Below are 24,932 nucleotides of genomic sequence, written 5' to 3' on the forward strand. Positions count from 1 at the left end.
GGCCAACTTCGGACACAAAAGGCAGTGTAGCGCCAGTTAGAGTCAGAACCCAGGCCAACTTCGGACACAAAAGGCAGTGTAGCGCGAGTTAGAGTCAGAACCCAGGCCAACTTCGGACACAAAAGGCAGTGTAGCGCCAGTTAGAGTCAGAACCCGGGGCAACTTCGGACACAAAAGGCAGTGTAGCGCGAGTTAGAGTCAGAACCCAGGCCAACTTCTGACACAAGAAGCAGGCAATCGCCAATCAGAGTCAGAACCCGCCCCTGTCCAAAACCAGCCAAAGCCCCAATCACCAACAGATTGGGGCTTTTTTTATGCGGATGGCAAGCACAACACCACAATCTTATAAGGCGTGGTCTGGGCAGGTATGCTCTTGGTTGACGGGCCATAGGTCACAACGAGGTCTCTGTTTGCAGGGCTGCCGGTAAAAGCCTGCCCATTGGTCAGCACCATCTGGGTATACGGCGAGATGTTTAATTGCAGCTGTCCATCGCTGCTGATGAGCTGGCTATTAAAGAAGTCCGTTTTCACATTTTGGTGAGAAGTATGTTTTACCACTACAAGCGCCCGGTATTGAGGGGGATATATCAGCGGAACAGGAGCATTTCCGTCATAATATCCGGTAATGATGTCCCCGGCTGACAGCCTGGTTTGATCTAAAACAAAAGTCGAAGGGGATACGATGAAATTGACTGTTCCTCCCATCCCGTTATCAGCAGAAATCATCTTAAGGCAGCCTTCCCCGTTAAAATCAGAGATTTGCACAATAGTTCCCGTGAAGTATTGAAAATTGGTCATGTTCTTCCTCCGTTCTTTTAAAATAAAGCCTCGGATGTAACCAATATATTAAAGCAGCCTAGTTTCCGTTCCTGAAGAGCCATTTTCAAAAAAATAAACCAGGCATAAACTGCCTGGTTCATTTCTCCCTTATTTTAATCCATAAGCCTTAATGATCTCCTGAGTTACACGATTGCCTGCATCATCCCAAGCACTTGCACGCAGGGAGACAGAAGCTCCCTTCTTATTTGGATGCTTGATTTCGGCAGACCAGCCGTTTCCTTTAGCTGCTAATTTTGCCGCTTCCCATGTCTTTCCTTCATCAAAGGACACTTCAAGGCTGGCTCCTATTATTTTGCCATTTTCAGGAGCATCGGCTATTTGAACAGCTGATAAATCAAGCTTAATCTTCTTACCGGCCGTGGAGTTGCCGGCCATGTCCGTATCCACTTTATAATCAAGAGAAATCAGTGGAAGTGCCGTCTGGTATTCTTCCTGCTGCTCGGACCAGAATGTCCACTCCGTATGTGTACGGACTGATGTGTTCCAGCGCTCTGCATCGCGGGCAGCATCACTTATGAGCTTGTACTGGGTTTTCTCTGCCGGAAATTCATTAAATAGGTAGATAGCCTGACCCTTTCCTTCTTTAACCAGCGTATCCCCCTGATATAGCTTTAATGTCTGATCACCAGGGTAATTCATGTCGGCACCTGTATGGCCGGCTCCTGAGTCAGCCCATGCAGGAACATTGAGAATCAAATAATTGCCTGTACGATATGGAGCCCAGAAACCATCACCAAAACGAGGGCGGACTACTGGTGAGAACCACTCTTCATTCAAGGTTTGACCTGGTTTGTATTCCACTTTTGGCTGTCTTACTTCCCACTGGGCATCAAGAACACCAGCCTGATGATACCAGGACGTTCCGTTTTGCGCCGATACCCACTCTGTTCTGACGGACGGGAGTGACAGTCTTTGCAGGAAGCCGACACCTGCAAAGCTGTGCTCGAGGATATCGTAGCGGAACTCGGCACCCGGTGCAGGGCGATCTGATTTATATTCAGAGTTGATTTTGACAAGGTCCTTCGTTTTCGGCGAATAGTTCACTTTTTTAGGAACTGCCTTATGATGCATATCCACCAGGTCATATAAGTAATCCGAATCAGGAGTACCCTCAACCTTTAAGGTCAATCCGCCGGACTTGGCCGCTTCGATCAGTTCCTGGCCTTCATTTCCGCTGACTCCGGCCACAGAAAGAGGGCTATCGGAAAGTGAAAAATCTTCATTTTCTACGCCTGTCCATTCACTAAGCTCCTCTGGTCCGTCATTAACGGTAATTAATAGCTTGGCTCCTGCTGCCAGAGCTGCTGCAGCACGTTCTGATCCTGTTAATTCATCACTGCGCAGGACAATGGCGGCTTTGCCTTTAACATTCAGCTTTTGATAATCCTCAGGTGTACCATTCCCAGCATAGACAGCTTCCAGTTTGTACTTTCCATTCAAAAGAGTGCTTCCTGCCTGCGGGATATCATCCAGTTCCTTTCCTTTATACCCAATTGTCAGCAGTGGTTCGGCCAGGCGCCAGCGCGTAGCCTGTGTGAATTCACCAGTGTCTACTTTCTCAGTAGGTGCAGCGTACATTTTATCCACCACTGCCGGCATCAGGTAGATGTCATTCACCTTGTTTCCATCAATGCTGCGGAAGTATTCCATCTTCCGGTAATGGGCTTCTGTCTTTTTTGGAACATCCACTGTAATCTCATTAGCCTCTCGCGCATCCAGCATAACGGTCTGAGGTCCATCCAAATGAACTTCCGGGTCACCGACAAGTGCGACCCCAGCATGATCTGTATCTGTATCTACATCCATCATCGACATAACCGAATACGTTCCTTTCGGCAGTCTCAGCTCCTTTGTGCCGTCCACTGACATAAACTGCGGTTCGCCAGTTGGTCCCAACAGATAGAAGTAGGCAGAGGCAGCTTCGCCGTCACGGTCGATTGCATTAATGGTCAGCGGGTATCTTTCATCTTCTTTGATCATGCCAAGTGAAGTATGGACAATACTTTCTCCCTCTGATGAAGCGCTGATATGCCCCTGATATCGGGTGCCAAAATCACCTGCATTAGGGTCAAGTGTAACGGTGACATCCGCACTTCCTTTTGCTGGAACCGTCACTTTGTCAGCTGATAGCTCTACCATTCCAGAAGGTGCATCGGTATCATTGGCATCTTTGACAGACACTGCCAAATCCAATGTTACATCCTGATCGCCATCATTTGTATACGTAATGGTTTTCTCAGCCGGACCATCATTCTCATGAGGCCAGTCATAGAAGCCAAAGTCAAGAGACCCTGTTGCCCTTACATGGCCAAGAGCGGCCACAGTATCCAGACGGCCTGTGCCGCCTTCAAAAGGCTTGATGTGTTCAAGCTTCTTGGTTGTGCTCATTAAAGCTTCCTTAAGCTGTTCACCGGTCCAGTCCGGGTGGCGCTGGGCGAGAATGGCTGCAGCTCCGGCCACATGAGGCGTTGCCATTGAGGTGCCATCCATGCTTATATAAGAGCCGCTTCCCTGGTTTGTATATTGAGAACGTGCTGCCATGATTCCAACTCCGGGAGCAGTAAGATCAGGCTTTAATCCTGCGCTTCCAAAGCTGGGCCCTTTAGAGGAGAACCATGCAAGGTTATCGGACTTGTCCACGGCACCAACAGTTAGCGCTTCCTCAGCTGCTCCTGGTGATCCAATCCCTTCCATGCCAGAGTTCCCGGCAGCAATAACAAACAGGGATCCTGTTTCTTTACTGAGATTGCTCACAGCTTGAGCCATCGGGTCTGTTCCGTCGCTTGGCTCAGGACTTCCCAGGCTCATATTGATGATTTTGGCATTTTCAGCAGCCCATTCCATTCCATCGATAATCCATGAATCCTGGCCAAAGCCTTCATCATCAAGTACTTTCCCTACAAGGAGGCGTGCACCTGGTGCCACACCCTTATTCCGTCCCTCTGATGCTTCTCCGGTTCCAAGCACGGTGGAAGCCACGTGTGTTCCGTGTGCATATACATCGGTTACTTCTTCTCCCGGAACAAAGCTCACAGCCTTATCCAGCTGGCCAGCAAGATCCGGATGTCCTGAATCAATCCCGGTATCCAGAACAGCCACCTTCACACCAGTTCCGTCAAAGCCGGATTCCCAGGCTTTAGGGGCTCCAATCTGCGGGACACTCTGTTCAAGAGTTGCTTCGACACGGCCATCCAGCCAGATTTTTTCAATGCCGGGTGTCAGTGCAGCCTTCGTTTTTTTAGAAGTCTTGCTGGTGATTTCTGACCAAAACTCCTTTGTTTCTTTCTTATCAGCGGAGACTGCAACACTGTCTATACTTTCAAGCACATGGGTTTTCGTTGAGCCTTTTGGGGCTTTAAAAGCAGCAGCTGAACGGCCCTTGGATTCGGAATATTGAATGATGACAGGCAATTCCTTCTGATTCTCGTCATCATAGCCATCTTTGATCAGTGCTGTGATATTGAATAAATCCTGGTCCAAAAATCCGGAAGCCAGATAAGGCATAGCCTTGTCAGGAATGACATACGTTTCCTTGTTGGCTGTTAAAATGCGTGCTCCACTGGCGGAAGGGTCAGCTGGTTCAACATGAATAATATTCTTTCCATCTGCGAATTCCGTTACAGTTACGACATCACCTGTAATAAGAGTGATGACATGCTTGCCTTTGCTTGCTTTGGCATTCATCCCTTGAAGGTCAGCTATAGCCGCTTTGCCATCAGCCCCTTTCAGGATGCTTTTCCCAGAATCGTCTGCAGAAGCCTGCAGGGGCGGAACAGTAAGCAAAGCTGCAGCCATGGCAGCGGTTAAATACTTTTTAAATCTGAAATCTCCCATTCTTGTCCATTCTCCTCTTCCAAAGTATGTTGATGGAATCATAGATTGTAAGGCTCTCTATTAAAAAGTATAAAGAAGTTAGAACATTGTGTTAATTGGGGTAATTGAGGGGCGGCATAAGGGGCAAAAAACGGGACAAAGGGATTAAAATTCACTGAATTATGGGGATATTTGGATGGTATGCAGGTACTTATAACAATAAAATTTGGGGTTATTTAAGGAGCTTACAAAATAGGATTCTCTTTTACTACAATAAATCTTATCCAGAATATAAGGGGAGTCTTTCATGTTAGCTGGAGAAATTATTAAATTTCATCGTCAAAGGGCAGGTCTTACACAAGAGGATCTCGGCAGGGGCATTTGCTCGGTTACACATGTGAGCAAGATCGAGCGTGGGGTGACGCCGTTTTCCTCTGAAATTATCCAGATGTTTTCAGAACGTCTGAACCTCGATATTGATCAGGAAATCAACCGGTTTGCCAATCTGGGAGAGCGGCTTCAGCACTGGCACAAGACGATCATCATGCAAAATATGAAGGAAGCAGAGAAAATTAAAAAAGAGCTTGAGGGCATTCCCATCAGCCTTTCTTCCAGCCATGCCGCCTTTTATGAATTGCTTCTTGCCCGATTGCACTTAAAAAAACTGGAATTGGAACAGGCGGAAGGGATTTTGATTCATATACAGAATGACTATCCTAATCTTCAAGCCTATGAGCAAAATATGCTTAAGCATGCCTGGGGAATCTACTATATTTTAAGATACCGGGATTCAAAGGCCGGGAATTATCACAAAGCGATTGAATTCTTGAAGGATATAAACATGGAGGAATACGGGAATCACGAATACTATTACCACTTGGCGGCCGCCTATTATTGGACCAATTCCAAGATAGCGGCTTATGCCTTTGCAAATAAGGCTCTTTTACACTTCAGGGAAACGGATAATTACATCGGTGCGATTACGGCTGAGTCCCTTATGCTCGCACAGGAGGGCAATGATTTGCAGGCGGATTTCAGCGAACTGGAGAAATCTTATCAGAGATTAATCCGTAATTGTGACCTGCTGAATTTGCCTAATAAAAAGTCTTTGCTGTTAAACAACTTAGGCTATGAGTATTGGAGAAGGAAGGAATACCGGAAGGCGCAAACAGTATTAGAGGAGGCCCTTTGCCTGGTGGCTAAGCCATCTGCTCTGTATCTTCAGCGGCTGCAAAATTATATAAATGCCTGTCTGGAAGGGAAGCTGATGCGAAAAGCATTGCTTCTGAAAAGAGCCCGGGAAGGCTTGTCCATGACAAAGGATTTGGAGAACAGGTTCTATAAAATCATATTCAAGCTCCTTATTCTGAGGATTGAAGACCAGAGTGAGCAATATTACAGATATATAGAAAACGAGGCGCTTCCTTATTTCCTTTCAATCAGCAATGCGATGTTTACCAACCGGTTCGGGAAGCAATTATATCAATATTATGTGGAGACGGAGCAATATGAGAAGGCTGTTCAGATTTCAAATATCTTTATTGAATCGATTCCCAGTGAATGATAAAAGAAAAGCCATGATCCATTCAAACAGAACAGGTTCATGGCTTTTGGCTTTGTTTTTTAGTATACGCCTACAGAATCATAAGCGTTCATAACGGCTTGCGTCTCTGCAGATGGAGCACCATTTTTATCCGGATGCAGATCACGTGCAGCATTGATGGCTGCTTCCCTCATATCATGGAATCCGGATGAAGATGTTAAATACAGAGCAAGGGCACGGTAATAGATTTTTTCTGTTTTGGATTTGCCAATTCCCTGTATGGTTATATCATTATTTGTGCCGCCCTCACTGATTAAGTAGGCTGCCTTATTGTTAATTCCGCTGTTGATATGAACGCCGCCTTTATCCTCTGTACCCAGGTAGCGGTCATCATAATGATCCGGATAGTGTCCTGAAGGCATTAAGCTTGTCTTTTTAGAAGCTGGATCACTCATGGAGCGAAGCCCGCCGTCACCTGGAATATTCGGGGTAGTGATATCTTCTCCCAGCTCCCATTCCACTTCTTGGGTCGTATAAATTTCTGCAAAATTCCCCAGGATATCAGCTAATGACTCATTGATGGCCCCAGACTCTCCTTGGTAAACCAGGTCAGCTGTATGTTCAATCACGCCATGAGTCATTTCGTGTCCAGCTACATCCAATCCGCCGGAAAGGGAGCTGTATTTAATGCCGTCCCCGTCCCCGTACATCATTTGAATTCCGTTCCAGGCAGCATTATTCCACTTTGTGCCTATGTGGGCAGTGCTGATCAATTTCATTCCCTTATCATCCAGGCTGTTTCGCTTATGAACAATTTGATAGTACCGGTTTACTTTATCCGAGTTGTAGTGTGCTGAAATGGCAGCAGGGTCATGGAAGAAGTTACTTCCGCTTGTAGTTGTTACTTCATAGCCTGTAAATCCAAATAAACCACTGCCCAAGTTAAATAAAAGCGGATCAAAGGCTTTACCGTTGAATGTGGCCATCGGAACGGATGTTTTCAACCATACAGAAGGCCCATACAGATAGCTCGTTCCTGTCTCCATGTCTTTTGCCGCATTAAATGACAACAGATTACCATGCACATCTAGCCCTCTTCCCAGTACCGGGGTAAGTGTCTCTTCATCAACCGTGTGGATTTTATTGAAGCTGTCAATGACTTCTCCGCTCATTGCATCTACAAAGTAATGGAAGTAGCCAGGCTCCGGAAAGGAAGTGGAAGCTTTAACCAGGTATGCGAGATAGTATTTTCCTTTATTCGGGTAAATCAATAATTGGGACTTTATACCATCGTAATTTTTTACTTCGCCGATCTGTGATTCAACCTGCTCCTTTACAATGCTGACAGCTTCGTCTTCTGAAAGGGAGGCCTCAGTTGGAATAATGGAGCGGGCCAGGTTTTGAGTGACTTTGCCAAGAGAAGCATATACGTTATGGCTGGAGTCCAGTGCAACAGTTTGTCCGGAACCGTAAATAGGAATTCCTTTATATTGCTCCACAGTACGTACATGGTATGTACCTGTTTCAGAATCTTCCTGTTCGCTCACAATTTTAAATTGCTCCCCGGGATCTGCAAGTTTCACTTTAGGGGCTTGAACCTGTGATTGCAGATAAGCTTTTACCACTTCATGCTTGCTTAATCCTTCTGCCTGGAATAGCACAGTTGCCGTGTTTGCTGTCTCTGCGGCTATTGCGGATGATGTTGGCAAAAGCCCTCCAAATGCAACGGATAAGGCTAATACAGCTGGAATGGCTGCTTTCCTGCTTATCTTTTTCTTTTGACGCTTCTTTTTCATAAAACCCTCTCCTTCAACCAAGTTTATAAAGTGTGACAATTCGTATTATTAAGAAAATAATTAGTTAAATCAATCTATTTCAGGAAATCCGGTATTGGTTTAATTTTTCATAGATTTCATGTGCCTTTTAATAAAAATCGCCGGAAATAGACAGATCTCGACGTGTTTTTAACCCATAATTAACCCAATTTAAAACTTCTGAAAATTTTGTATAATGATTCCCAGATGGACAGGAAGGAGGAGCCCAATTGAAAAAGTCCATGCCAAAGCGAATCATTCTTCCATGCTTATGCTGCTTGTCATTTTATGCCGGGCATCTGGCTGTCGGGGAAACAGAAGCCTTATTTTCAAGCCAGGCAGAATTGGAGCCAATGACGATAACATCTGCCTTCGTCTTTCCGGAAACGATTCAAAATCTCCGGAACCAAGCCGACGGGATCGCCGGCAGCATGAGACAGAACTTTAAGCTGGCCGCGGAGATATCATGGAATACAGAGTCAAAGCAGGAATTAGAAAATAAACTGGATGAGCTGGGAGAATTGGAAGAGCAGCTAAAGAAACAAATGGACAGGCTTGTCAGTATTGTGGATGAGCTGTACGCATACGAACAGCAAGCCAAAAGCAGCCATACCGGGAATCCTTCTTTCGCTTATATTCCTGAAGGATATCAGCATGCTGATCTATTACTGAGTGAAGTAAGGGCAGAAATGGATATTCAGAGGATAAAAGAGGCAGGCAGCGCCATCCGGCAGAAGATGATTGAGTTAGATGAGGAAGAAAAGGCTCGGGCAGCAGACAAGCCAGTTGAGCAGGGCTCGCCATCTGATTCAGGTGCAGAATTAAGCCAGGGAAAACCTGCTGAAATTGAGGGAGAAAAGGAACAGACTCTTGATGAGCCGATGCCTGACGCGAATGCATCAGGAAATCAAGATACTTCAGAAGAGGCATCCATAGAGATTAAAGACCAGGAGCTGGTGAGCGATGAAGAAAAAACTCTTGAAAATAGTGAGTAATATGATCGTGGCCCTTTTCATGATTGGAATCAGCCTGATTGCATTTGTGGTTCTTTCATCCAGAATTTCAGGAGGGGAGCCATCGCTGCTTGGGCACCAGTTTAAAGCGGTTCTCTCAGGATCCATGGAGCCAACCTTTCAAACAGGCTCGGTGATTGCAATTAAATTAAGTGATAACCAATCTTCTTATAAAAAAGGTGACGTTATAACTTTCCGCATGGAAGAGAAGTTAATTACTCATAGAATTACCGGGGTACAGGAACACAATGGACAAGCAGCCTTCAAGACTAAAGGAGATAACAACGATGGAGAAGATCCATGGACTGTGTATCCTCATCATGTGGTTGGCAAGTATTACGGCTTCACTATTCCATACGCCGGGTATGCGCTGAATTTTGCGAGTTCAAAGGCAGGATCTGCCCTTTTGTTGATTGTGCCGGGAGTATTATTATTAATTTCCGCAATCAGCACCATTATTGGAGCAAAAAGGGAGATTGAATCGAGTCAAGCATAAGTGGTTAGATCTCCTATGTATCTGCAAACGTACATAAGAGTTTAATAAATTATCTATTACAAATTTAGGGGGAATGCAAGAATGAGTTTTACAAAGAAGATCAGCCAGGGTGTTATGAGTGCAGCATTGGGGCTGTCACTAATTGGCGGGGAACATTTGCCTATTTTAGTGACACAGTTGACACGCAGAATACGTTTGCTTCCGGTACATTGGATTTAGGAATGAACCCAAGCGCGGTTGTGAATATCGACAACATTAAACCAGGCGATGAAGTTTACCGTGAATTCACACTGGAAAACAATGGTACATTAGATATTCATAAAGTCCTCTTGAACACCCATTACAATGTGGCTGATGCAAAAGGGGATAATACAGATGACTTTGCCAAACATATTAAAGTAACGATTATGTACAATACCAGCAGTGCAACAAACGCTGTTATAGAAACAACTCTGTATGAGCTGCAAAGCCAGCAGCCGGACCTGACAGAACTAAATACATCTGGCAGTCCAAAACCGGACGGCATTCCAGCTGGTGAAAAGGAAAAAATCTTTGTTCTGTTTGAGTTTGTGGACAATGGACAAGACCAAAACCAGTTCCAGGGTGATACGCTCGAGGTCAATTGGACATTTAATGCGGAGCAGGCTGCCGGCACCTACAACGATGATACGGATGAGAGCAGCAACTAATTTTAAACGGGCAGGACTGGCGGCAGCACCGCCAGTCCTGTTTTACTCATCAATAACCCCTTCATATATCCTTTTCAAATCATCACGAAGCTTCTCGACCGGAATGAACCGCGCTTCCCTCAATACTTCTCTTCCATCCAGATATAAGGCAATCACAGGCACTGTAAAGGCCATCAGGTACCCGGCAATTTCAGTTACCTTTCCAGCATTCACAAGCCGTGCTTCGATACGGGGGTAATCCTTTAACACTTCCTCCACCTGAGGAAGCAGACCATGACAGACGCTTCAGCTGTCATGCAGCACATAAATAAGACCCAGCTCCGTGCTTTGAATAAATTGATGCACCTCTTCCATCGCTGTCAGCTCTTTCATTTTTATCCTCCTCCCGGCATTTTTTCCATTATACAATAGGATTTCCAGAACCTATCCTAGAATACCTTATGGGAAAAGGAGTGGTTAGATTGGCAAATTTATGGGAAGAGAAGTTTTCTCAAGAAGGCTATTTATATGGCGAAGAGCCCAATGAATTCATCAGAGAGCAGGCATGGCGGCTTGAAGGGCACAAACGAGTTGTCGCCTTTGCCGAGGGGGAGGGCCGAAATGCTGTATTCCTTGCAAGAAAGGGGTATGATGTAACAGCATGGGATTATACGCAAAGCGGGTTAAACAAAACACAGCAGCTGGCTGAGAGCCATCAGGTCAGAGTGGAAACAGGGCAGAAGGATCTGATTCATGATTCTGTGCCAACTGAGGAATATGACGCTTCGATTATGGTTTTCGGCCATTTTCTGAAAAAAGACCAAAAAACCGTATTTGATAAGCTAGTTTCTGTTGTCAAGCCGGGTGGAATTGTCATGCTTGAGGTTTATTCAGAGGATCAGCTAAGCTATGGTACAGGCGGGCCGAAAAGTGTGGATATGGTCTATCATCCTGCAGATATTCTTCAATGGATTCAGGGTTATAAGGTCCTTCATTTCTTTTACGGCGAACAGGAAAGAGTGGAAGGAAAAGGCCATACAGGAACGGGACACGTCATCCAGGTGATCCTGCAAAAGTAGAAAAAGGAGGCAAAATGAGCCTCCTTTTTTTTAAGGATAAGAAAGTATATAATTTTTGAACGTCGATAACTGTCTAGCTCCAGCGCCTACCCCCTCGAGGTCACAAGCCAATCCTCCCAAAAAGGCAAAGAACGCCTTTCCGGAAGGCTCGTCTTGTGCTTGTCGGGGGTGGGCAAGGCGCTTGCGCTTTTCTTAAGGTGTAATCGAATGGGTTCTGTTCACCTTGGCAGAATACACACGATACATGATGAATGCCAAACCGGAAAGCAGGATTCCCGTCAGGTACGGAGCACCGATGCTGATGGTGAACAGCCATCCTCCGAGCGGCGGGCCGATAATGCGTCCCAGGGAATCAAAGGATGACAGCAGGCCAGTCGTACTGCCGTGTCCAGTTTGAGATGTTTTTGTCAGCAGGGAAGAAACACTCGGACGGATAAATCCGTTCCCTATGCCGAAAATCGTCAGGAAAATCGCTGCAGTCGTAAAACTGTCAACCAGGAGAATCAATCCGAAGCCTATGGCGGAGACGATGGTCCCCAGCTGAATCACAGCTCCTTCTCCATACTTTTTCGTCATTCGCCCTACCAGGCCGCCCTGCACAAGGGCGCCTCCAAATCCCATAATCATAAAAATATAGCCCAGCTCCACGGTGCCAAGGCCGGCTTTTTCAGCCGCAAAATACGCAAAAGTTGCTTCCAGGCCTGCCAGTGACAGCGAAACAAACAGCTGAAGGATAAACAAAATGCCCGTGTTTCCTCTTAAAGCGGTCATCAGACCTGGACGCTTAGCTGTTCCCTGGCTGCGCTGCTCCGGTGAAAGGGATTCTTTCAGCACAAGCATGACAAGGAAAAAGGTGATAAACGAAGAAGTTCCTGCCGCGTAGAAAGGAAGGTTCAAACTTTCCCGGGAAAAGATGCCGCCGATCGCCGGGCCGAAAATGAAGCCTAAGCCCACTGCAGCACCAATGATGCCCATCCCTTTTCCGCGGTCTTCTTCAGATGTAATATCCGCTACATAAGCCATGACCGTCGGCATATTGGCAGATGACAGAAAGCCGCCGATGATTCTGGCTGCAAACAGCATCCACAGCTCAGTGGACAGGGCCATCATGAAGAAAGACAATCCAAGGCCAAAAATACCGATCATAATGACAGGCTTGCGTCCAATTTTATCGGAAACGCGCCCCCACATAGGCGCAAACAGCAGCTGCATCAGTGAATAAACGGCCATTAACAGGCCCAGTTCAGTGGGTGATGCCCCTAATTCTTCCGCATAAAAGGGGATGACAGGAATAATGATTCCAAACCCCACCATCACAAGAAACATAACGGCGAATAAAAGAGGCAGTGCTTTTTTAGTATTCAACATGTTCACTCCAGTTAAAGTCAAATTCCATCTAAGTATTATGATTATAACAAAAACACTCCCATACTTTCACCTTAGGTAAATTAGTTCTATTTATCATGGACTTAAAAGGCGGGTCTGTAAAAAGGTGAATAGTGCCAGAAGCTTTGGAAAATCTATAGCTATACTTCTAAATTAAAGGAGAGATAGAGATGCCAAAGCAGCCGAATAAAGTAACAGAAGAACAGCAGATCGTATCAGCCCAAAACCAGGCGGACCAATTCAAAAAGGAATGGACACCGAATTTGCCCTTGAAGAAAACGTCCAGGATGCGGCAGCCAAAAGCCAGCAGTATGAGGCACAGAACCAGCAGCCGACCTATGAACCGAATAAGCCATTTTAATGAAACAGCATGATGGGTATTGCGCCTGTCGTGCTGCTTTTTTGTTTGGAATTCAGGGATCAGTCATCAGCCGCCTATGATTTTTTGAACCTATCCCCAAACTCTTGTAAAATAAGTGCAAACCAGATAGAAAAAAGGAGTCATTATGAAAAGTCATATCGTAATTGGTGCAGGAATTCTGGGGGCCTCTGCTGCCTATCATTTGGCTAAGGCAGGTGCCAAAGTCACCATTATTGACCGCAAAGATCCGGGCAGGCAACAGATGCTGCGGCCGGAATCATATGCCCCTGGCTGTCACAGCGGCGGAATAAAGCGTGGTATGCGCTCGCCAAAGGGGGAGCGGCTTATTATCAGACACTGATCAGGGAGCTTGAAAAAGACGGCGAGACAGAGACCGGCTATCAGCAGGCAGGCGCCGTCAGCCTTCATACCGATCCTGCAAAGCTCGAAAAAATGGAAGAACGGGCTTTGAAAAGGCGCGGAGATGCCCCTGAAATGGGGGAGATATCACCCTTGTCTCCGGAACAGACATCCCGGCTGTTTCCGGCATTGGCTAAGGAATATGCCTCTGTGCATGTAAGCGGTGCGGCGCGCGTCAACGGCCGCGCACTGCGCGACGCGCTCCTGCGGGCAGCTGAAAAGCATGGTGCGGAAGTGGTGCAGGGCTCCGCAGAACTTGTGTGCCAGGAAGATGAGATTACAGCTGTTACAGCCAATGGAAAGCAATATGAAGCGGAAAGTGTGATTTCAGCGGCCGGAGCATGGGCAGGAGAGCTTTTTGAGCCGCTTGGAATCCAGCTGGATGTGAAGCCGCAAAAAGCGCAAATCGTCCATCTTCAGCTTGAAGGAGAAGATACGGCGGACTGGCCGGTTGTCATGCCGCCAAACAATCAATATATTCTGGCTTTTGAGGGCGGACGCATTGTCATTGGTGCGACCCATGAAGATGATATGGGCTACGATTTAAGAGTCACAGCAGGCGGGTTAAATGACATTTTTGAAAAAGCCCTGGCAATCGCCCCGGGATTATTGAATGGAACGTTTACAGAAGCACGCGTGGGATTTCGTCCCTATACACCCGGATTTCTGCCCATTATAGGCCAAATTCCTGGTCTCAGAGGTCTTTACATAGCAAATGGGCTTGGAGCCTCTGGGCTCACCGCAGGGCCGTTTCTTGGCGCTCAAGCGGCCAGGCTTGCTCTCGGGCAGGAGGTTGATATTGACCTGAGCCTCTATGATCCGGCTGGTGCCGTAAAAAAGAATAGGATCTCAAGGTGCCTGTTTTAGCAGCAGGCACTTATTTTTGTATCTGATAAGTTAATAAATCGCTTCATTTCGGGTATACACTAATGAAAGTGATGTTTCATTAGGAGGCTGAATCATGAAGTGGAAGGGCAGAAGAGCGAGTTCGAATGTGGAAGACCGGAGAGGCATGGGCGGCGGGGGAAAAACCCTGATCGGCGGCGGCCTTGGCGGAATTATTATAGTATTGTTATTTACCTTCCTCGGTGGTGGTGATCCGGGTGAACTGTTAGGCAATATAACCGGAACAGATTCAGGTACATCTGTGCCATATGAAGAGTCTGAGCAGGAAAAAGAGCTTGCTGACTTTGTCTCGGTTGTGCTGGCGGATACAGAGGAAGTCTGGACGGAAATATTCGAAGAGCAGGGGTTGCAGTATAAAGAGCCGACCCTTGTTTTATACTCAGGCAGTGTACAGTCTGCATGCGGGGCAGCGTCCTCTTCAGTAGGGCCCTTCTATTGCCCGGGCGACCAAAAGCTGTATATCGATTTAAGCTTTTACGAAGAACTGCAAAGGAAATTCCAGGCACCCGGTGATTTTGCCATGGCTTACGTTATTGCCCATGAAGTTGGGCACCATGTGCAAACACTGCTGGGGACAACTGAGGAAATCATGCCGCTCCGCCAGAAAATGAGTGAAGAAAAATTTAATAAATATCTCGTCCGGTTTGAATTGCAGGCCGACTATTATTCAGGCGTTTGGGCCCATCATGCCCAGGGAATGGGTTATTTAGAGGAAGGCGATCTGGAAGAAGCCCTGAATGCCGCGACGGCAGTAGGGGACGACACCCTTCAAAAACGGGCGCAGGGCTATGTCGTGCCGGAAAGCTTTACACATGGCACCTCAGAGCAAAGGAAGTCATGGTTTCACAAAGGATTCCAGAATGGAACCATCAAAGGCGGGGACACGTTTAAGCAAAGCAGTTTTTAATAAGAAAGGAGCGGATTGAATGAATAGCGGCATCCAAACCACTCTGCTGGCTGATGATGGGCAAATACCCAACAACCAAGATCTCCCGGTGATCATCTACAAGGCAGTTTTTAAGGAACAGCCCGGAGAAATCGAGCCTGCTTTCAACAGACACCAATGGACCGGAAGCTGGACGGGCGGAGTATATGATTACCACCATTATCACTCTAACACTCACGAAGTACTGGGAGTCAAAGCGGGGCAGGCCACCGTCCTGATCGGCGGCGATCAGGGTGAACGCCTCGAAATCAGCCAGGGCGACGTCATTCTCCTTCCTGCAGGCACAGGGCATAAGAGGATTGAAAGCAGCCCGGACTTCGAAGTCGTGGGTGCCTATCCCGGCGGAACAAGCCCGAATATGAAGAAAAAAGACCCATCAGACCGTGTGCAGGCACTCGCAGATATAAAAAATGTTCCCATTCCGCAGATGGACCCCGTTTATGGTGAAGAAGGGCCGATGCTTGAGGAATGGAGAAAACCAAACAGATAATAAGTACACAAAAAAAGCCAGAAGAGCTAAACTCTTCTGGCTTCCATTTTCTATTAACGTACACCCTTCATAAATCCTTGAATCTTAGGACTCAATAAGAATAAGATGATGGATAGCAGGATTGCTACTGCACCAATTACTCCGAAATACGTCATTTCCGTTTCAGGTGTGTAGAATTTAACAATCTGTGCATTGATTGCCTGTGCTGCCGCATTTGACAGGAACCAAAGGCTCATCGTTTGCGCGGAAAACGCAGCAGGCGCTAATTTGGTTGTAGCTGAAAGTCCAACAGGTGATAAGCAAAGCTCCCCAAGTACAACAATGAAGTAGCTAAGAACCAGCCATAATGGGCTTACAAGAGAATCTGTTCCGCCAAGGTAAGCAGGAAGCAGAATCACAAGGAATGATAAACCGGCAAACAATAGACCCAGTGAGAATTTCTGCGGCACTGAAGGCTGGCGGTCGCCAAGCTTCACCCATAGCCAGGCAAATACAGGCGCCAGGAAGATAATAAATAATGGGTTAAGAGACTGGAACCATGCCGGTGAAATATCAAGTCCCATAAACTCAAGCTGTGTACGCTTGTCCGCATAGTTCGCAAGAATCGTTGAACCCTGCTCCTGGATGGCCCAGAACATAACAGACGCAATGAATAATGGAATATACGCAATGATGCGTGAACGTTCCACTTCTGTTGTTTTCGGGCTGCGGTACATCATTGTAAAGTAAACAATTGGGAGACCGATACCCAGAATACCAACAAGTGCAATAAAGGAATCAAACGTTAAAAGACCAGTTGGGATGCCGACAGCGACTAAAATGGCAATAATAACAGCACCCAGGCCAATTCTTGTATAAACTGTTTTCTTTTCATTTGCAGATAATGGATTAGAAATATAAGTTCCTGCTAACCCAAGATTTTTCTTTTTCGTAAAGACAAACACCAATAAGCCAAAGAACATACCAACGGCTGCAATGGCGAAACCAAGATGGAAATTATATTTCATTCCAACTGTTCCGACAATTAACGGCGCAAGGAATCCGCCAAGGTTGATGCCCATATAGAAGATACTGAAACCGGCATCGCGGCGATTATCTTCAGGACTGTAAATGTCCCCAACGACGCTCGATACATTCGGCTTCAATAAACCAGTACCTAAAACGATCAGAACCATGGAAACAAAGAACATAGCCAGGCTTCCAGGAATGGAAAGGGCAATATGGCCGAGCATGATTAAAATTCCGCCATAGAATACCGCTCTGGATGTGCCGAGTAATCTGTCAGCCATCCATCCGCCGATGATTCCTGACATATACACCAATGAACCATAAATGGACATGATGGCTAAAGCTGTTGGCTCATCAAGGCCTAATCCGCCTTTTGAAACCTCGTAGTACATATAGAAAACAAGGATTGCTCTCATTCCATAGTAAGAAAAGCGCTCCCAAAATTCCGTGAAGAAAAGTGTGAACAAGCCTTTAGGATGTCCAAAGAAACCTTTTTGAGGCACACTTTCAACAATTTTCTGCCTATTAAAATCTGACATATTTCATCCTCCTTTTAGCTATTCTATAATATCTTTCATAGTTGCTAATTGTCAAAAAAAATTTTATGTAGCGATGGTTATTATTGGCTTAAAAGGATGAATAAATAGATTTCCCCAGAGAATCTAATCAAAGTTTATTTTTTCAGAATAATGATAGTATTGGTAATTTTATAAAAAACAAAGGTATTATACCCGAAAAAACAGCCGCCAAAACCGGCGGCTGCGAATATCTTATGCGTTTGTCAGAACTGCTTCTGCAGATCTGGGCGGATGGACAGGCTCTTCCCTGCTGGATAGCCTGTTTTTACCCATTTCCTTGGACTGGAAAAGGAGTTGGTCTGCATAAACATACGCTTTTTCAATAGAAAGCAGATCGTTCACTTTATAGTAAAAAAGCCCAAATGATGCAGTATAGGAAATAGAAATGGACTCCTCTTTAAAATCAGCTTGAAAAGGGCTGTTTTCAACCCCTGTGCGTATCTTCTGAGCTAAATCCAGGCACTCTTCATATGTTCTGGATCTCAAAATTATCGTAAACTCTTCTCCTCCGCTCCTGAACAAGTAATCATCTTTGGAGAGGTAGCTTTTTAAAGTATCGGCAAAATGCCTGATTGCCTGGTCGCCAACCGCGTGATTATAGCTGTCGTTAATCCTCTTAAATTTGTCAATGTCAGCTACAACTATACCAATGCTTTCATCTGATTTATTAAGCTCTGTCATCTTTTTATCCATATAGGCACGGTTAAACACACCAGTCAGAAAGTCAGTATAGGCCATCTGCTCGAACTTATCACGTTCGATTTTATTCTGAAGCATCTGTGATTTCGATAGGAAGGACCGGCTCACAAGATAGTTAAGGATAAACAGGCTTATGAGCATTTCCCATTTTCCCTCATTTAGGAATAGCAGCAAAAGGCCGTTCGTGAAGGCAATCTTCCCCATATCCAGCACACTTCTTGTTTTGATAAAGTCAATCGCTTCCTGCTTTGTTTTAATATCTCCTGTCAGTTTAAAAACAGTAATCAGGAAAAGGTCCGAAAGCAAAGAGGTTACGGTGATCAGCATCAGCATGACAACCCAAAAACCGAATGGCATACCCTGAAAGAGGGGAGATAACAGATGGAACATATAGAATGCGATGGAGTTGCTCATCACAAAGGAACCAATGTTATAAAACGTATGGAAAAATTCATCAGGATCCTCTGTTTTTGAATGCTTTCTATAAAAATAGACGCAAAAACGGTAGATGACTTCAAAAATCAACAGACCTAATGGCCCCGTAAACAGTCCAATGGACAGACTGTAATTAATCCCATAATCAATCGATGTACTTCCATTTCTGCTGATAATCCGCAAATGATAATACAGGCATGCAAACAGCAGGTATATACCCAGCGCTTTTATATAGACAGAGCTCTCGACACTGATACCCTCTGAGAAAACAGCAGTGCATACGGCAATGATAAAAAGCGAAACCATAAATATTCTGGAGCCTTGCATCTTTCTGAACTCCTTTTCCTATTGTTATACTCCTATTTTATAGGAATTTTTACCAAGAAAGTAGATTAATTTAGTATATTTTCTAAATTTTTTAATATTACATGAATCGATTGCATTTTACTTAGATAGGATAAGGATATTATTTTATCTCATAAACTACCAAATTTTAAGAAAAAATCATGATAATCCGTTTGTAAACAAATTTGATTACAAGTATACAATAATGTTTACAAATGTATACGAAAATGTAAACAAGTATACAAAACGGTGTACATGTTGGTATATAAGGATGTGTGCACTTTTGTTTACATGTATACGGAAAGTGTATACAATGAAGGCAGATGTTTACATTTTGTTTACGTTTTTACGCTTTGATTACTTTTTATTTCCTCTCATTGATTAATCTCTCAATCTGAATTACTCTTAAAATAGCAGCTCTATATTATGGAGAATGAAAGGATTGAATGATTTGACGAATTCACGAATTGCAGCAGTTGATGTAGGAAACGATTCTATTAAAGCAATCTTTGGAAAATTGGATTCAGAATTAAATATACCGAATGTAATAGCAAGAGATGTTGAGGACCGGCCTGTTATCGGGATTGAAGAACTTGACAGCAAAAATCCGCTTGAAGGCATACATATTAGAGTTCACTCCCCTGCCCTGAAGGAAAACAATACGATTTACCGTGTAGGGCACCTGGCGACAAAAAGCGACAACGCTACTGAATTGGATCCGGGCAGCAGCAAATCCGAAGAAGATCAGACATTGGTTATGCTTTTCACTGCTTTGGCATTGGATGCTGTACAGAACGGCGGTTCCACAGGCTTTAAGAAATCCGGTAATGTGGTTGATGCAAACTACACACTTGGCACAGGACTTCCGCTTCGTGAAGTAAAGGAAGGCAAGGATGCGGGCTACCGTTCCAAGCTGCTGGGCTCAGTCCATCAGGTTGAATTCCTTGTTACACCGAAGTACCAGGGACAAAAAGTTAATATCAAGTTTGAAGAAATTAAGGTTTATCCTGAAGGGTTTGCAGCTTATATCAACCTTGTAATGGATAATAACTTAAACATCATTAATAAGGATTTAATTGATAAGCGTATTTTAATCCAGGATATCGGCGGATTATCTACAGATATTGCTGTCATTAAAAACCGCAATGTGGATGATGATAAAGCGCAGGGCTTCAACCTTGGCGTGTCTGAAGCGCTTGAATCCATCCGTGAAGAGATCCGTTCGAAGCATGGGGTTGAGCTCGACAGCCGCACAGATGTCGTAGAAATCATCACGAAGAAAAATGACCGCAATCATATTATGGTTAAAGGAAGCCGCACAAGCGTGCATGATATTACAGACCGTATCCTGCTTGACCTGGCGAAGAAGCAGTACCGCCTGCTCCGCAACGTTTGGCAGAAAAACTCCCAGACGGAAATCTGCTATTTCGTCGGCGGCGGCTCTATTGTTCTAAAAGATTATCTGAAAACATTAAATAATAATCTGGATGGCTATAACATTGATTTCTTCGAGGATGAAAAAGAAAGCATCTGGATGATGGCAAATGCTTATTACAAGCTGATCTCTGATTTTTCAAGAAGAACGAATAAAGATAAGGCAGACCAGGATAAGAAACCTGTAAAAGCCAACTAGGGTGATTTTTCATGAGTAAAGCTTCCTCTTCTGAAATTAAGAGAGGACAATCCATATCCTTTCGTGTACCATCTGACACTCCTGATCATATTCTGAAGCATCTGCAAAAGCTCAAGGAAACCGAAAAGCGGAATTTTTCGAGCAAGATGGCCGAGTATGTGATGCAGGGAGTCAGCAGTTCACAATCAAAAGACCGGGAAACCATTACCATTCCCCTTCCAAAGGGGCTAAGCAAGGTTCAGCGCGACTGGCTTAAGCATGAGCATTCAGAAGCGCTGCTCGGCAGCATCATTTATCAGCTGATCACAGACCCGGTGAGGGCAACATCTCTGCTGGCGTCCTTGAACAGCCGATCTTCTGATATAGATGAAGCTTTATATCTGCAGGAGGAGCCGAGTCCTGCTGTGAATCAGTATGATGCGGCAGCTGCGGCTTTAGAGGAAGACCAGCTATCTGAAGCTGATCTGACAGATGTTGAAGATGATTTGCTGGACTTTGATTGGGACAAAGCTAAACAGGAACAGCAGGAAGAAGAAACTGAAGAGGAAAGCGAAGAAGATCTCGATACTCTTCTTGGCGGCTTTCTTGCACATATGAATAAATGAGTTTGAGGGGAGTTTCAGCGATGAGACTCCCCTTTTTGTATTTAGAAGTGGAATTTCTGGGTAGTTTACATGTATAGACTTTTTTGGCATGAAAAGGAGGAATTCCATTTGAATTATGATTGTCTGATTGTTGGAGGAGGGATTGCGGGCCTGCAGGCTGCCATTCAGCTGGGCAGGTATAAGCATAAGGTGCTGGTGCTGGATTCCAATGATGGTCGTTCCGTGATATGCAAAAATTATCATAATATCTTAGGCTACCCTGATGGTGTGAGCGGACCGGAGCTTCGTGAGCTTGGGAAAAAGCATGCCGAAAGCCTTGGAGTGGAGTTTGTTCATGAAAAAGTGGAGCGAGCTGAAAAGGCTGAAGGAGGATTTGTCGTTTCAGCAGAAAGCGGCAATAAATATTCCGGCAAACGGATTTTGCTGGCAACAGGAGTTATGGACAGGATGCCGCCATTACCGGAAATGATGCCCTGTCTCGGCATATCTGTCTATGTCTGTCCCGACTGTGATGGATATGAAGTGAAGGATAAGCGCACCATTGTCCTTGGCTCTGGAAATGCCGGCGCTAATATGGCTTTAACCTTGTCATACTGGACAAATGATCTTGTTTTTATCAACCATGAAAAAAAGGTGCCGGATCAGGAATTTTTGGAGAAAATGAGAGAGAAAAATATTGAATACGTGGACGAAGCCATAGATAAAGTGCTCGCAGAAGATGATACTTTTAACGGTGTAAGGCTGGAAAGTGGCAAAGAAATTACAGGAGAAAGAGGGTTTATCGCATTTGGCGGAAATGAGATAAAATCCGGCCTGGCACAGCAGCTCGGTGCAGAGCGTCTTGAAAATAAGCATATCCTGACCGATCCGCGCTCGAAAATGACCAGTGTCCAAAATGTTTGGGCAGCAGGCGATGTGGCAGCCCATTCGGAACAAGTAACCATTGCGATGGGGGAGGGTGCACAGGCTGCGATCTGGATCCATAAATCGCTTTTGCAGGATAAAAAATAAGGAATTTAGGTTTTATCGTCGAAATAAAAGGGTATATAATGGTTTATTTCTGTACACTTTTCTCATATAATAGCCTATAAGCTTTAAATAGAGAAAGGTGTTTGCGTTGAATAAAGAAAGCTTGGATCTAGTTGTTCATGAATTGCTGAAGAAATCGGGGAGTCAGGCGGACATTAAATTAGAGAAACATTTTCCGGGAAATCGTATAGCTGGCGGAAAATACAGCATGGGAACACATACAGTTACCCTATATGTAGAAGAGATTAAGAACCAATGCCAGCAGCTGTTCATTTCTTCTGATCGTTTTTTGGACTATTTTGCCGTTGTGTTTGCTCATGAGTTAGGCCATGCAGAGGATGCGGAGCTGGAGCAATTGGCCAGCCATCTCGACGCCTGCATAACAGAGCAGGAACGCTGGCTCACAGCTTTGAGAATTGAGGAAAATGCCTGGGCATTTGCTGAAAAGCTGTTGCCGGACATGGATAAGGCATTCATGCAGAACATTATTTATCATTCATTAAAACCATACCGGGATCAGCTTCAAATGGAGCCAGCCTGACAATATTGGAAGCCGCAGCTGGGAGTGCTGCGGCTTCTTTGTTTTCGGTTTGTTCAACTCCTTTCAATGTTCGGCCTTACATCAAGGGAATTTCTATTTTGTAAAATTCACCATATCTTAACTAATATCAAAAGTTCCTCAAAGAGGAGTTATAAGCATGCTGCGGGTTAAATTTATGATTAAACAATTCCTAAAAGAGCCTTTATGGTTTAAAATCCTAATCTCTATAACTTTGCTTATTTCAATAATTTTTAGCAGTGCAATTTTTGCAAATAATGCTTATTATGAAGGTTTCTCCAAATTGGCCGCCGCTATCTTTTTTTGTGCATATGGAATTAAACTTAGGAGTAACGGTTTAACTTCTGTCATCTTATTATCTTCATCAGCTCTATGTATATATCTATCCATTCTGGCTATATCTTAGTGAAGATTGTATTCTGTAGTTCAACATATGAGTGCTTTGATCCTGGATGGATTAAAGCTCTTTTTTGTTGGACTTCTTATTGAAGTAAAGGGCAGGTTAGCATTACAATTATTTTTTATGAAATAATATTTGATTATTAAAAAAATGACATAAAAGAAAACTTAATGTATTACAATTATCTATGAATGGCTATTTCAAAAAAGTTACCTGGAAAGAAAGGAATTAACTTTTCAAAAAAAACCCTAAAATAAAAATATATGTCCACTTAAACATATTTTATTTGTCCGATTACTTTCTTGTTTTTTAAAATCAGGAAAAGGAGGTATCGTCCATTGTAAAATTCCCTTTTTATCGTAAATAAATAATAAGATATTAAGGGGTATTTTTATGAAAAGTAAATCATTCCGCTTCCTCTGGGTAGGTCAATTATTTGCTAATCTAGGTGATGTTTTTTATATAGTTGGTTTGATCTCTATCTTATATTCGGTTACAGAATCTTCAATGTATTTGGTGCTGTTACCTTTTCTTAATATGTTAGGAAGATTTATAAGTGGAGCAATTTCACCTTTGCTGTTTAAAAAATTTAGATTGAAATCCCTCCTTGTAAGTTCACAGTTGAGTAAAACCGCCGTACTGCTAACACTATCATTTTGGGTTAGTCTATACTCGATTTCGGGCATTTGGCTTATTATGATTTGTATCTTTATGATTGCCTTTTCCGATGGATGGGCACTTCCTGCAACAGATGCTTTCCTGCCTAGATTAGTCGAACAAGATGAATTAATGAAGGCAAATAGTTTTGTTTCTGTATTAGCTGAGTCAATTCAATTAGGTGGATGGGCATTGGGAGGAGTCCTAGTTGCAATGATAGGTGGGAAATATGTAATTTGGCTAACCTTCTCATTGTATGTAATTTCAACTATATTGATGCAATTAGTTGAAGACAAAACCTCAATTCACTCTAAAGGTGAAAACCTTAAAACATTGGATACTTTACTGGAAGGTTGGATTAAGATCTGGAAAAATCCTATACTTCGCAGTATCCATATTATGATTTCTATAGAAGCTCTGGCCAATGTTGTTTGGATAGCTGCCATCCTTTACGTATTTGTTATTGAAATATTAAATGTTACTGAAGAATGGTGGGGATATATAAACACTGCCTTTTTTATCGGCTTAATACTAGGCGGTTTGGTTTGTTCAAAGTTTTCATTTTTATTGGAAAAATCAATCAAAATCACCCTGCTAACCACTTCTTTCGGTGTTTCCATTGTCACATTAATATTTGGATTGAATTATATGAATTGGATAGCATTAATACTAGTCTTCCTTAGTGGTTTCATCCATCAAATAAAAGGCATTACCATACACACTTATTTACAAAAAATAACTAAAACTGAAGATTTGCCAAAGATATATAGTGCTCAACATACATTGGTGTCCTTGGTATTTGGTTTTTCCACTTTAATATTTGGAGGAATTACGGAGTACGTTAGTGTTCAATTATCATTTATAATAGCTGGTTTATTATTAGTAGGTTCCGGATTTTATCTTGTAGCAGTTAGACAGCGGTTCACACTAAGTAATATTTTGAAAGGGGAAGAAGGTTAATACTAAAGGCTGCATCATATGTGCAGCCTTTTACTATAACAAAATGGTTCTTGATGGTACCAAAAAACACTTGTTTTGTGAAGGATTTCACTTAATCTATAGGGTACTTTACTTAAATAAGAAACCTTCAAAAACAGAGAAAACCCGCTAATATGCGAGTTTTCTTTTTCTATAAATCCTAATTTAATTAGGGTATTGAAAAATTGAATTGTAAGCGTTACACTTACTGTAGTAGTATGCACATGCTTT

19 protein-coding genes and 2 pseudogenes are annotated in these 24,932 nt (G+C 43.9%); 14 read left to right on the forward strand and 7 right to left on the reverse strand.

Annotated elements, in window-relative coordinates; translation table 11 throughout:
• Window positions 1-312: 312 nt before the first annotated feature.
• Both LLY41_RS01475 and LLY41_RS01480 read right to left on the reverse strand, forming a co-directional pair.
• Entirely contained in the window at window positions 313-798 is a 486-nt protein-coding gene (locus tag LLY41_RS01475) for a hypothetical protein (protein ID WP_304586726.1), read from the reverse strand.
• 129 nt (window positions 799-927) lie between these two features.
• Window positions 928-4,674, reverse strand: coding sequence for a S8 family serine peptidase (locus tag LLY41_RS01480; protein WP_095245611.1), 3,747 nt, complete (start codon window positions 4,672-4,674; stop codon window positions 928-930).
• A gap of 286 nt (window positions 4,675-4,960) precedes the next feature.
• On the opposite strand from LLY41_RS01480, the gene LLY41_RS01485 reads away from it, so the two are divergent.
• Window positions 4,961-6,217 carry a helix-turn-helix domain-containing protein gene (locus LLY41_RS01485; RefSeq protein ID WP_304586727.1) on the forward strand — a complete coding sequence of 419 codons (1,257 nt, stop codon included), beginning with the start codon at window positions 4,961-4,963 and terminating at the stop codon, window positions 6,215-6,217.
• Between the two features lie 59 nt (window positions 6,218-6,276).
• On the opposite strand, the gene LLY41_RS01490 is transcribed toward LLY41_RS01485, so the two are convergent.
• Window positions 6,277-7,992, reverse strand: a complete 1,716-nt coding sequence (locus tag LLY41_RS01490) for a M4 family metallopeptidase (RefSeq protein WP_304586728.1) — start codon at window positions 7,990-7,992, stop codon at window positions 6,277-6,279.
• A gap of 248 nt (window positions 7,993-8,240) precedes the next feature.
• On the opposite strand from LLY41_RS01490, the gene LLY41_RS01495 reads away from it, so the two are divergent.
• From LLY41_RS01495 to LLY41_RS01505, 3 genes and pseudogenes are all read left to right on the forward strand, one after another.
• On the forward strand, window positions 8,241-9,005 hold the full coding sequence (locus LLY41_RS01495; RefSeq protein ID WP_095245614.1) for a DUF4047 domain-containing protein: 765 nt from the start codon (window positions 8,241-8,243) through the stop codon (window positions 9,003-9,005).
• A complete protein-coding gene (gene sipW, locus LLY41_RS01500) occupies window positions 8,974-9,519 on the forward strand; it encodes a signal peptidase I SipW (protein ID WP_304586729.1) in 546 nt (181 codons plus the stop codon). Before LLY41_RS01495 ends, sipW begins: the two co-directional genes overlap by 32 nt.
• An 81-nt stretch (window positions 9,520-9,600) precedes the next feature.
• Window positions 9,601-10,208: pseudogene (locus LLY41_RS01505) on the forward strand (TasA family protein).
• Between the two features lie 42 nt (window positions 10,209-10,250).
• Here LLY41_RS01505 and LLY41_RS01510 read toward each other — a convergent pair.
• Entirely contained in the window at window positions 10,251-10,457 is a 207-nt protein-coding gene (locus tag LLY41_RS01510; RefSeq protein WP_095245617.1) for a thioredoxin domain-containing protein, read from the reverse strand.
• A 212-nt stretch (window positions 10,458-10,669) separates the two neighbouring features.
• Here LLY41_RS01510 and LLY41_RS01515 point away from each other — a divergent pair, with 212 nt between their 5' ends.
• A complete protein-coding gene (locus LLY41_RS01515; protein WP_304586730.1) occupies window positions 10,670-11,266 on the forward strand; it encodes a class I SAM-dependent methyltransferase in 597 nt (198 codons plus the stop codon).
• A 192-nt stretch (window positions 11,267-11,458) separates the two neighbouring features.
• Here the strand turns inward: LLY41_RS01515 and LLY41_RS01520 are convergent, their stop codons facing one another.
• A complete protein-coding gene (locus LLY41_RS01520) occupies window positions 11,459-12,631 on the reverse strand; it encodes an MFS transporter (RefSeq protein WP_095245619.1) in 1,173 nt (390 codons plus the stop codon).
• 191 nt (window positions 12,632-12,822) lie between these two features.
• Between LLY41_RS01520 and LLY41_RS01525 the strand changes: the two genes are divergently transcribed.
• The 4 genes and pseudogenes from LLY41_RS01525 to LLY41_RS01540 all read left to right on the forward strand — a co-directional run bounded on the left by LLY41_RS01525 (window position 12,823) and on the right by LLY41_RS01540 (window position 15,775).
• Complete coding sequence (locus LLY41_RS01525) at window positions 12,823-13,026, forward strand: hypothetical protein (RefSeq protein WP_304586731.1); 204 nt, start codon at window positions 12,823-12,825, stop codon at window positions 13,024-13,026.
• A 132-nt stretch (window positions 13,027-13,158) separates the two neighbouring features.
• Window positions 13,159-14,300 (forward strand): annotated as a pseudogene (locus tag LLY41_RS01530) (NAD(P)/FAD-dependent oxidoreductase).
• A 94-nt stretch (window positions 14,301-14,394) separates the two neighbouring features.
• Window positions 14,395-15,246, forward strand: coding sequence for a KPN_02809 family neutral zinc metallopeptidase (gene ypfJ / locus LLY41_RS01535; protein ID WP_095245622.1), 852 nt, complete (start codon window positions 14,395-14,397; stop codon window positions 15,244-15,246).
• Between the two features lie 19 nt (window positions 15,247-15,265).
• On the forward strand, window positions 15,266-15,775 hold the full coding sequence (locus LLY41_RS01540; protein ID WP_304586732.1) for a cupin domain-containing protein: 510 nt from the start codon (window positions 15,266-15,268) through the stop codon (window positions 15,773-15,775).
• Between the two features lie 53 nt (window positions 15,776-15,828).
• Here LLY41_RS01540 and LLY41_RS01545 read toward each other — a convergent pair whose 3' ends face one another.
• Window positions 15,829-17,322: a peptide MFS transporter gene (locus tag LLY41_RS01545; RefSeq protein WP_304586733.1), complete on the reverse strand. Its 1,494-nt coding sequence runs from the start codon at window positions 17,320-17,322 to the stop codon at window positions 15,829-15,831.
• Between the two features lie 231 nt (window positions 17,323-17,553).
• Window positions 17,554-18,822, reverse strand: coding sequence for a GGDEF domain-containing protein (locus LLY41_RS01550; RefSeq protein ID WP_095245625.1), 1,269 nt, complete (start codon window positions 18,820-18,822; stop codon window positions 17,554-17,556).
• A 469-nt stretch (window positions 18,823-19,291) separates the two neighbouring features.
• Here LLY41_RS01550 and LLY41_RS01555 point away from each other — a divergent pair, with 469 nt between their 5' ends.
• From LLY41_RS01555 to LLY41_RS01575, 5 genes are all read left to right on the forward strand, one after another.
• Entirely contained in the window at window positions 19,292-20,473 is a 1,182-nt protein-coding gene (locus LLY41_RS01555; protein ID WP_095245627.1) for a ParM/StbA family protein, read from the forward strand.
• Window positions 20,474-20,484: 11 nt separating this feature from the next.
• Window positions 20,485-21,078 carry a hypothetical protein gene (locus LLY41_RS01560; RefSeq protein WP_304586734.1) on the forward strand — a complete coding sequence of 198 codons (594 nt, stop codon included), beginning with the start codon at window positions 20,485-20,487 and terminating at the stop codon, window positions 21,076-21,078.
• 108 nt (window positions 21,079-21,186) lie between these two features.
• Window positions 21,187-22,089, forward strand: a complete 903-nt coding sequence (locus LLY41_RS01565) for an NAD(P)/FAD-dependent oxidoreductase (RefSeq protein ID WP_304586735.1) — start codon at window positions 21,187-21,189, stop codon at window positions 22,087-22,089.
• Window positions 22,090-22,186: 97 nt separating this feature from the next.
• Complete coding sequence (locus tag LLY41_RS01570) at window positions 22,187-22,648, forward strand: hypothetical protein (RefSeq protein ID WP_304586736.1); 462 nt, start codon at window positions 22,187-22,189, stop codon at window positions 22,646-22,648.
• Window positions 22,649-23,459: 811 nt separating this feature from the next.
• Complete coding sequence (locus LLY41_RS01575; protein WP_304586737.1) at window positions 23,460-24,683, forward strand: MFS transporter; 1,224 nt, start codon at window positions 23,460-23,462, stop codon at window positions 24,681-24,683.
• The last annotated feature ends 249 nt before the right edge of the window (window positions 24,684-24,932 follow it).

This window comes from Cytobacillus firmus, from assembly GCF_023612095.1.
Taxonomy (GTDB): domain Bacteria; phylum Bacillota; class Bacilli; order Bacillales; family Cytobacillaceae; genus Cytobacillus.